Here is an 8,848-nt window from a genome sequence, read left to right as displayed (position 1 = left end):
GATCCCTCGTGGCCCGCTGCAGCTCGTTCAGCAGCATGTGCAGGGCCTCGGCCGAGCCGTCGCGCACCTCGCGCACACGCTCCTCGTTGCCGTCGAAGACGCGCAGGCGTCCCGGCACGAGGGTGATGAGGGGCTGGCGCGGGTAGCGCCGCTTGAGCAGCCCCAGCAGCAAGGGGTGGTCCTCGTCCGGCCGGCGCGCGTCCACCACCACCAGGGCCGGCTCGTCCTCGGCGATGGAGTCCAGGGCCTCGTCGGCGTCCGCCATGGCGACGACGGAGAGGTCCGGCTCCGCCAGGAGGCGCGAGAGCAACTCTCGGGAGGGGCGGTGCGGGCTGAGGATGACGATGCGTTGCATGGGACTGAGGAAGGGTAGGCGCTTGGGCACGCGAAAAGGAGGCCCCCAGGCCCCCCAGCGCCCGGCGAGCCAGCGGCCGAGCCCTCCCTGGGACAGCGACGGGCTCCAGCGCCCTCGCCCCTTCGATTGTTCACCTCTGAACATCCACTGGCCTTCCACCTGCGAAGCCCCTGGAAGTTTCCTCCGGGGACAGCCTGCCAACCAGAGGAGAACCAACCTCGAAAGTCATGCGCTGGCGCTGGTGCGAAGATCGGGTTACTCCCGTCTCCCCACCTCTCCCCACTGAATGGCGACCGAGCTCCACTTCGACTGTGGCACCCTGGTGGCGCCCTCGCTGCCGGACGATGCCGCCTTGCGCGCCCATTTCCAGCGGGACACGCGCACGGGGGTGTATCGGGCGGCGGCGCACCGCTACCGGGAGGTCGTACTGCGGCTGCGCGAGCTGGGCCTGCCCTACGAGGACCGGGCGAAGCGTTTCGAGCCGCTGGAGGTGGCGCTGGCCACTCCCATCGAGCCCTTCCCCCACCAGCGGGCCGCCCTGGAGGCGTGGAGCGGCGCGGGCGGGCGCGGTCTGGTGGAGCTGCCCACGGGCGCGGGCAAGACGCTGCTGGCGGTGCTGGCCATCGCCCGGGTGAAGCGGCCAACCCTGGTGGTCGTCCCCACGCTGGATTTGATGACGCAGTGGCAGGGCGTGCTGTCGCGGCACCTCGGCCTGCCGGTGGGGATGCTGGGGGGCGGGGTGAGCGACCGGCAGCCGCTGACGGTGACGACGTACGATTCGGCGGCGATGCAGACGGAGTTCCACGGCAACCGCTTTGGCTTCCTCATCTGCGACGAGTGCCACCACCTGCCGGCGCCCAGCTACCGCTTCATCGCCGAGGGCTCGCTGGCGCCCTACCGGCTGGGCCTCACCGCCACGCTGGAGCGCACGGACGGCGGAGAGCGCGTGTGCGAGGAGCTGCTGGGCCCGCTGGTGCACCGCACGGACATCCGCGAGCTCCAGGGCCGCTACCTGGCGCCCTACGAGGTGCGCCACATCGAGGTGCCGCTGACGCCCGAGGAGCAGGCGCGATACGACGAGGCCCGGGGGCGCTACCTGACCTTCATCCGCCAGCGAGGCATCCGCTTCGACGTGCCGGAGGGCTGGGCGCGCTTCCTCGCGGAGAGCCAGCGCACGGACGAAGGGCGCGCGGCGTACCGGGGCTACCGGGAGCAGCGACGCATCGCCCTCACCTCGAGCGCGAAGGTGGACGTGCTGTGGCGCATCCTCCTGGAGCACCGGGAGGACCGGGCCATCGTCTTCACCGACGACAACGAGACGGTGTACACGCTGGCGCGGCGGCTGCTGCTGCCCGCGCTGACGCACCACACGCCCGTGCCGGAGCGCAAGGCGCTGCTGGCGGCCTTCGCGAGCGGGGAGCTGCCGGTGCTGCTCACCTCGCGGGTGCTGAACGAGGGCGTGGACGTGCCGGAAGCGCGGGTGGGCGTGGTGCTCAGCGGCAGCGGCAGCGTGCGTGAGCACGTGCAGCGCCTGGGTCGCATCTTGCGCCAACGCCCGGGCAAACGCGCCCTGCTGTACGAGGTGTGCTCGGCACAGACGGCCGAGGCCTCCATCAGCGAGCGGCGGCGCCAGCACCGGGCCTACCAGGAAGAGGGTGAGCCATGCTGACGCGCGAGCTGCTCCTCTTCCGCGTGCGCGACGGGAAGTTGCGCCCCTCCTTCGTGAAGCAGGGGGACGCGGGGCTGCTGGCGCTCGCGGGCGAGCTCATCGCCGAGGTGGAGGCCGCGCGCGGGCGCTCGCGGGACGAGGTGGAGGAGGCCCTGGGGCTGAAGGCCGGCGCGTACACGCGGCCCAAGGTGGCGCGGGGGCTGGCGAAGCTGCTGGTGGACCGGATGAGCTTCGAGGAGCCCGCCGAGGGCGTCTGCGAGGCCCGCGCGGCGACCTTCCGCGAGGCGGCCAGGGTGCTGCGCGCGCTGCCCCCGGACGCGACGGTGGAGGGCTACGAGGCGCGGCTGGCCGAGACCCTCCCCCACCCCCTGCCCGAGCTGCGCGAGGCCCTCTACGCCGACCTGCCAGGTCACCGGAAGCTGCTGGAATGGGAGGCGCTGAGCCCGGGGGAGCTGCTGGCGCGCTACAACCTGGCGCTGGCGCAGGGGCCGCTGTTCGACGCGAGGCGGCTGACGCTGCGGGCGCGGGCGCCAGAGCTGCTGCGGGTGCGCAAGGTGCTGCGCTGGCTGAAGTTCTGCCGGCTGGTGGCGGAGGTGCGGCGCGACGGCGAGGACTGGGTGCTGGAGGTGGAGGGCCCGGGGTCCATGCTGGCGCTCCAGAAGAAGTACGGGCTGCAGCTCGCCAGCTTCCTGTCGGTGGTGCCGGTGCTGGAGCGCTGGCACCTCACGGCGGCCATCGAGAACCCACGGCGTCGGGTGACGCTGGTGCTGGACGAGAAGGACCCGCTGGTTTCACCGCACGCGGCGGCGCTGGGGCACATCCCGCCCGAGGTGGCCTCGCTGGCGGAGAGCTTCGAGGACGCGGACTGGGAGCTGGACCTGCTGCCTCTGCCGCGTCACATGGGAGCCACGGGGTTGTGCGTGCCGGACCTCACCTTCCGTCACCGGAACACGGGGCGCGAGGTGGCGCTGGAGCTCTTCCACGCGTGGCATGCGGGCCCGCTGGCGCGGCGGCTGGAGGAGCTGCGCTCGCGACCGGACGAGGGATTGCTGCTGGGGGTGGATCGGGCGTTGGCGAGGGATGCCCAGGCGCGCACGGAGTTGGAGGCCCACCCGCGGGTGGTGCTCTTTCATGGATTCCCGTCGGCGAAGAGGCTACGCGCGAGGCTCTCACCGTGAACCAGTCACCCTCCCTACCCGTTCTTCTGACCCAGGTGCGCGGCGACGAGGCTGAGCACCCGGAGCGAGTTGCGATCCAACTGGCGCGCCCGACGCAGCAGGCGGCGCAGCTCCGCGGGCTCACTGGCCTCGGGAGGCGGGGGCGGAGGGGCCCAGGTGGAGGGACTCTCGGAAGCCAGGCCCAGCGCCTCGTCCGCGGACAGGGCCAGCACCGCACACAGCTTGCGGAAGGTGGGAACGCTCGGAAGCATGTTGCCGCGCTCCAGACGCCCATACACCTCGGTGGCGATACCAACCCGCTCCGCCACGTCTTCCTGTGTGAGGTTGAGGCGCTGCCGGGCTGCGCGTGCGCACTCTCCCAGCCTCGTTGCCAGCTTTTTTGCCATTGTCCCGGGACCCGAGTGGTTCACCGCTGGCAATATGACTCGGGAGGTTGGTTTCCCAGGACGACTGGGGTAGTACGTCCGAACGAAGACCCATCACGTTACATGCCAGGTCCTGGAGGTCCGGGATGACCACGGACGCCGCGCCCTCCTACCTCATCGTCGATGAGGATCCACTCCAGCTCTCCGCGCTGCGACGACTGTTGCGCGACCTGCCGGGCAACAAGCGCTCCGCCACCAGCGCGGAAGAGGCCCTGCTCATGGCGGAGCAGGAGATGCCCTCGGTCCTCATCGCCGCGTACATCTTGCCGGGTATGGATGGGCTGTCGTTGATCTCCACCCTGCGCGCGCGAGCGCCCGGCCTCCGCTGCGGCCTCCATACCACGCAGAGCCCGTCGCGGGACATCGTTCCGCCCGACGTCACCATCCTGCTCAAGCCCTGCCCGCCCGACCGGATGCGCGCCTTCGCGATGTCGGCGGCCGCCACCGCGCAGAGGTGAGAGGAACCGGAACGCGAGACGGAGGCACGACCTTGGAGGTCGTCTCGGGTCCGCCTGGGTTGGCCAGGGCACACGACCTGTCGGGTTTGAGCCGCGGTGGTGCGAAAAACCACTTCCGAGGACCTGTCAGGGGGGCTTCCGCGTACCGCTCCACCGGGTGCCCCGCGTGAGTGCCCGCGCGTAGTCCGCAGCCACGCGCGTGAAGCGAGCACCCGCGAGCCCGCTCACGTACTGGCGCATCATCGCCCGCGTGGAGCCCACGTAGAACAGCGCGCGGCGGGTGCGCTCCAGCTCGCGCTCGGTGCGCCCCGGCTTCGTCTCCATCCAGGCCATGTCGTCCAGCGCGTCCACGCCACAGAAGAACACCACCGGGCTCTCGTGCCCCTTGCACGAGAAGGCCGTCGTCACCCGGACGTAGTCCACCCGGCCCACGCTGAAGCCCGCCACGTCCTGGCCGCTGCGGCCACCGAAGGCCACGGCCTTGAGCCCCTCGCGCTCCAGGGCCTCGGCCAGCCGCGCCGGGCGCACGGGCGCCACCACCAACACGTCCGCCGGGGCCACGCCCTCCTCCTGGCTCAGCCGCTTCACCTCGCGCACCAGCCAGGCCTCCTCCGCCTGGGGTGAGTCGAAGGCCCGTACCACCGGCAACCCGCCCTCGCGCTCGGTGCACTGCAACCGGTACAGCCCGTCCACCCCGGGCACCGGCTCCTCCAGCAGACCCTGCTCGCGCAGCTCGTGGGCGCGCATGAACTCGCGCATGCCGGGGTTGGGCAGCCGGTGCAGCCCGAGCGGGTCCAACACCACGTTGAAGGCCAGCTCCGACACCTGACGCGGGGAGCGGAAGGCCTCGCGCAGCACGCGCACGCGTCCGGTGAAGTCCAGCCCGTCCGGAAGCTGCTGGCGCAGGGCATCGACGGCGCTGTGTCCGTAGACGTTCTGCGAGTCGTCCGCGAAGAGCAGGAAGGTCTTGAGCGTCGGCCCCTCCCCGCGCGAGAGCGGGCGGGCCAGGGAGTAGAGGTGGGCGAGCTCGGTGGCGCTCAAGTCCTGGGCCTCGTCCACGAAGACGGCGTCGAAGCTCTCCGGCGCGAAGGAGCCCGTGCCCGTCATGTGCATGAGCGTCACCCGCTGTGTCATCAGCGGCGCCTGCTTCCCGAGCCGCTGCCGCAGGGCCGAGACCAGCAGGCGCGAGAGCAGGGGCGTCAGGGCCTTGTTGAAGAAGGACACCAGCACGCGCGCGTCCCGGTGCTCGGCGAGGTAGCGCGCCACCCACTGGGCCAGCACGTACGTCTTCCCGCTGCCGGCCACGCCGCGCACCAGATGGTGCCCCTCGTCGAAGCGGCGCTCGAAGAGCGACACCTGCTCCTGGGTGAAGAGCGGCCCCATGCCCCGCAGGGCGTCGATCTCCTGCCCGAGGGCCTCGGGCCGCCGCGCCACCTGGGCGCGCACGCCCGGCATCACCAGCAGCGGCTGCAACGAGAGTCGGGGCTCCAGGCTCGGCGCCACGGGCGTGAGCAGCTCCAGGAGCTGCGAGGGGATGGCGGCCTCGGACTCGGCGCGCGAGGAGAGGACGAAGAGGTACTCGCGGGCGCGGCTGGCGGCCACGTTGAGCATGGGGGTGAGCTCGCTCGGGGCGAAGGGGCGCCCGGCGGCCACGGTGTCCACCATGACGACGTCGTACTCGGTGCCCTGCTGGCGGTGGATGGTGGAGGCCTGGAAGCGCGACTCGCTCCAGCCCTTCTCCTGGGCCCGGGCACGCAGCAGCGCCGCCTGCGCACGGTACGGCGTCACCGCCAGCACCTTGAGGCCCGCCTTCAGCGCCGGCTCGGCGAGCGCCACCAGCAGGTCCGCGGAGAAGGGCCGCCGGTAGCCATGGCCGGACTCGCCGCGCTCGTGGCAGACGCGGCGAGCGTCCCGGGTGGCCTCGTCCAGCACCACCCAGCACGCGCGCGCGGCCGGGTACACGTCCACCGTCTTCGGCTGCCGGGTGCGTGGGCCCTCGCCATCCTCCAACATGCCCGCGTAGGAGAAGTGGCTCACCACCTTGCCAATCTGCGGGTGCATGCGGTGCTGGGTGCGCAGCAGCAGCACGTGGGGGGACGCGGAGGCCTCCTTCGCGTCCTCCAGGTGCGACAGCGCCGAGCTGCGCATCCACGTCTGCACCGGCCGCTCCGCGCCCTCCAGCGCGCGGCTGACGGGACCGATCTGCTTCGGGTCCCCCCCCAGCAGCACCTTGCGCGCCAGCGGGGCCAGCAGCCCCACGGCGGCGCGCGGCACCATGCCCGCCTCGTCCACCACCAGCCGGTCGAAGCGCTCCGCCCCCTCCAGCTCGGACACGAGCCGCAGTGCCCGGTGGACGGTGAGCACCATGAGGGTGGCGTAGCCCTCCTTGGCGACGAAGAGCGTCTCGTCCGTGAGGCCCTCGCGCACCTTGCGCAGCTCGGCCTTCGCGGTGGCCAGCCGCAGGGGGGCGGCGCCGTTGAGGAACTCGCGACGGACGCGCTCCTCCATGTGCTCGACGCGCGCCGCGTGCTTCTGGTAGCCCGCGTCGTGGAGAAGCGCGGGGAAGGTGTTCGTCAGCTCCTGGCCCACGCCCAGGCCGCCGCGGAAGATGCGGCACGTGGTGTCCGGCGCGTGGAGGGCCCCGGCCTTGGACAGCATGCGGGCCACGCGCAGGGCGAGCGTGTCGGCGGCGCGGTTGGTGGGCGCCACCGCGAGAATCCGCTCCTTGGGGTTGGCCTGGATGGCCCGCGCGAGCAGCTGCGCCATCGTCTCCGTCTTGCCCGTACCCGGAGGACCCCACAGCAGGGCCCAGGGCTTCTCCCACAGGTGCTGGGGGTCGGGCGGAGGGCCGGAGCCGTCGTCGGGGATGTCGCCGCGGACGCGCTCCAGGGCCTCGCGTACACGGGGCCCGCGCGAGTCATAGGCCCTCGAGGCGGCGAGCAGCGCCTCGGAGAAGTCATAGGGCTGGAAGGCCCAGCGGTCGGCGGAGATGACCTCGGGGGGGATGTGGCTCAGCGAGCGCGTGGAGATGAAGACGCGCCCGTTGGTGGGATCCACATGGACGATTTCCCCCACGAAGCGGCGGTCCTCGCGCAGGAAGCCGATGAGCTGCCCACCGCCCCAGCTCGGATCGGCGGCGGGCTGAGGGGTGAGGCCGAGCAGCGCCTCGTCCTCCAACCGCACGTCCACGGCGCCCTTGAGCATCACCCATCGGTACAGGGATCGCTCGCACTCCAGGGCCGCCAGCAGCTCCTCTGGCAGCACCGAGCGCACCACGAGGTCCGCGGGCTCGGTGTCGCGTGCCTGTGCTGATTCGTTCGCCATGCGGAGGACTGAACCGATGTTCCCCCCCATGGTGCCCTGATGGACCGCGAAGGGAAAGCGAACAACTCGGGAGTCCATTACCGTGGACGGTGCACCATGAAGCTCTACGCCCTCAGTGATCTCCACCTGCGCTACGAGGACAACCAGCGGGCGCTGGAGTCGCTCGCCCGCCATCCAGACGACTGGCTCATCGTGGCGGGGGACGTGGGCGAGACGCTGAAGCACATGGACTTCGCGTGGCGCACGCTGACAGCGCGCTTCCGCCAGGTGATATGGGTGCCGGGCAACCACGAGCTGTGGACGATGAAGAGCGAGCAGCCCGCCCTGCGCGGCGAGGCCCGCTACCAGCAGCTCGTCGAGCACTGCCGCTCGTACGGGGTGCTTACCCCGGAGGACCCCTACCCGCGCTGGCCGGGCGAGGGCCCCCACCGGGTGCTGGCCCCCCTCTTCCTGCTCTACGACTACTCCTTCCGGCCGGACCACGTGGCCGAGCAGGACGCGCTCAACTGGGCGATGGAGGAGCACATCCTGTGCACTGACGAGGCCGTGCTCCATCCGGACCCGTACCCGTCGCGGGCTGAGTGGTGCGCCGCCCGGGTGGAGCGGACGCTCGCTCGGCTGGAGGCCCTGCCGGCCGACTGCTCGACCATCCTCATCAACCACTTCCCGCTGCGCTACGAGCACGTGCGCCTGCCGCGGATCCCCCGCTTCTCCCTCTGGTGCGGCACGAAGAAGACGGAGGACTGGCACCAGCGCTTCCGGGCCGAGGTGGTCGTCTCCGGCCACCTCCACATGCCCGCCACGCTGTGGCGCGACGGGGTGCGCTTCGAGGAGGTGTCGCTCGGCTATCCCAAGCAGTGGAACTGGCGCGGCGACATCTCGGGACTCCTGCGGGAGATATTGCCCGGTCCCAGGACCTAGTCACGAGCACGGCTCCCGCTGTGCGTCATGCTCGAGGCGTCTCCTCGATGGGTTGATAGGGCAGCTCCAGCTTGAAGGTGGCGCCACGCCCGGGCCCGTCACTGTGGACCGTCAGGGAGCCCCCCAGCTCCTGCGCCGCCAGGGCGCTGGAGTGCAGGCCGAAGCCGTGCCCCTCCTTCCGGGTGGTGAAGCCGTACTGGAAGATGCGTGTGACCATGTCCTCGGGGATGCCCATGCCGTTGTCGTGGATCTCGATGCACACGCGGTCGGGGACGGGCAGGTCCAGCTTCACGGTCAGGATGCGCTGCTCCGCCGGCGTCCCATCCATGGCGTACTTGGCGTTGCTGATGAGGTTGACCAGGATCATCAGCACCTTGTGCTTGTCCGTCAGCACGAGCGGCAGGAAGCGCAACTGCCGCACCTCCTTCACATGGTGACGGGTGAGCGCGGCCGCGTTGATGCGCAGCGCGTCGTCCACCAGCGACGACAGGTGGACGGGCTCGTTCATCCGGGGGGGG

At 71.4% G+C, this 8,848-nt stretch carries 8 protein-coding genes; 4 read left to right on the top strand and 4 right to left on the bottom strand.

The window, feature by feature from the left end; translation table 11 throughout:
* Positions 1-499: hypothetical protein (locus VF794_RS36155; RefSeq protein ID WP_331117677.1), on the bottom strand; the 499-nt coding region annotated here is incomplete at its 3' end.
* A gap of 142 nt (positions 500-641) precedes the next feature.
* Between VF794_RS36155 and VF794_RS36150 the strand changes: the two genes are divergently transcribed.
* Both VF794_RS36150 and VF794_RS36145 read left to right on the top strand, forming a co-directional pair.
* On the top strand, positions 642-2,024 hold the full coding sequence (locus tag VF794_RS36150; RefSeq protein WP_331117676.1) for a DEAD/DEAH box helicase family protein: 1,383 nt from the start codon (positions 642-644) through the stop codon (positions 2,022-2,024).
* Positions 2,018-3,202, top strand: coding sequence for a DUF790 family protein (locus VF794_RS36145; RefSeq protein ID WP_331117675.1), 1,185 nt, complete (start codon positions 2,018-2,020; stop codon positions 3,200-3,202). The genes VF794_RS36150 and VF794_RS36145 overlap by 7 nt, the downstream gene beginning before the upstream one ends.
* A gap of 14 nt (positions 3,203-3,216) precedes the next feature.
* On the opposite strand, the gene VF794_RS36140 is transcribed toward VF794_RS36145, so the two are convergent.
* On the bottom strand, positions 3,217-3,588 hold the full coding sequence (locus tag VF794_RS36140; protein ID WP_331117674.1) for a helix-turn-helix transcriptional regulator: 372 nt from the start codon (positions 3,586-3,588) through the stop codon (positions 3,217-3,219).
* Between the two features lie 125 nt (positions 3,589-3,713).
* On the opposite strand from VF794_RS36140, the gene VF794_RS36135 reads away from it, so the two are divergent.
* Complete coding sequence (locus VF794_RS36135; RefSeq protein ID WP_331117673.1) at positions 3,714-4,085, top strand: response regulator; 372 nt, start codon at positions 3,714-3,716, stop codon at positions 4,083-4,085.
* A 126-nt stretch (positions 4,086-4,211) separates the two neighbouring features.
* Here VF794_RS36135 and VF794_RS36130 read toward each other — a convergent pair whose 3' ends face one another.
* Positions 4,212-7,409, bottom strand: coding sequence for an AAA family ATPase (locus tag VF794_RS36130; protein ID WP_331117672.1), 3,198 nt, complete (start codon positions 7,407-7,409; stop codon positions 4,212-4,214).
* Between the two features lie 96 nt (positions 7,410-7,505).
* Between VF794_RS36130 and VF794_RS36125 the strand changes: the two genes are divergently transcribed.
* A complete protein-coding gene (locus tag VF794_RS36125) occupies positions 7,506-8,330 on the top strand; it encodes a metallophosphoesterase (RefSeq protein WP_331117671.1) in 825 nt (274 codons plus the stop codon).
* Between the two features lie 25 nt (positions 8,331-8,355).
* Here the strand turns inward: VF794_RS36125 and VF794_RS36120 are convergent.
* Positions 8,356-8,848: HAMP domain-containing sensor histidine kinase (locus tag VF794_RS36120; RefSeq protein WP_331117670.1), on the bottom strand; the 493-nt coding region annotated here is incomplete at its 5' end.

This window comes from Archangium sp. (assembly GCF_036389735.1).
Lineage (GTDB): Bacteria > Myxococcota > Myxococcia > Myxococcales > Myxococcaceae > Archangium.
Note: the sequence above shows the minus strand (reverse complement) of the source record. Positions and strands in the feature narration are given on the sequence as shown.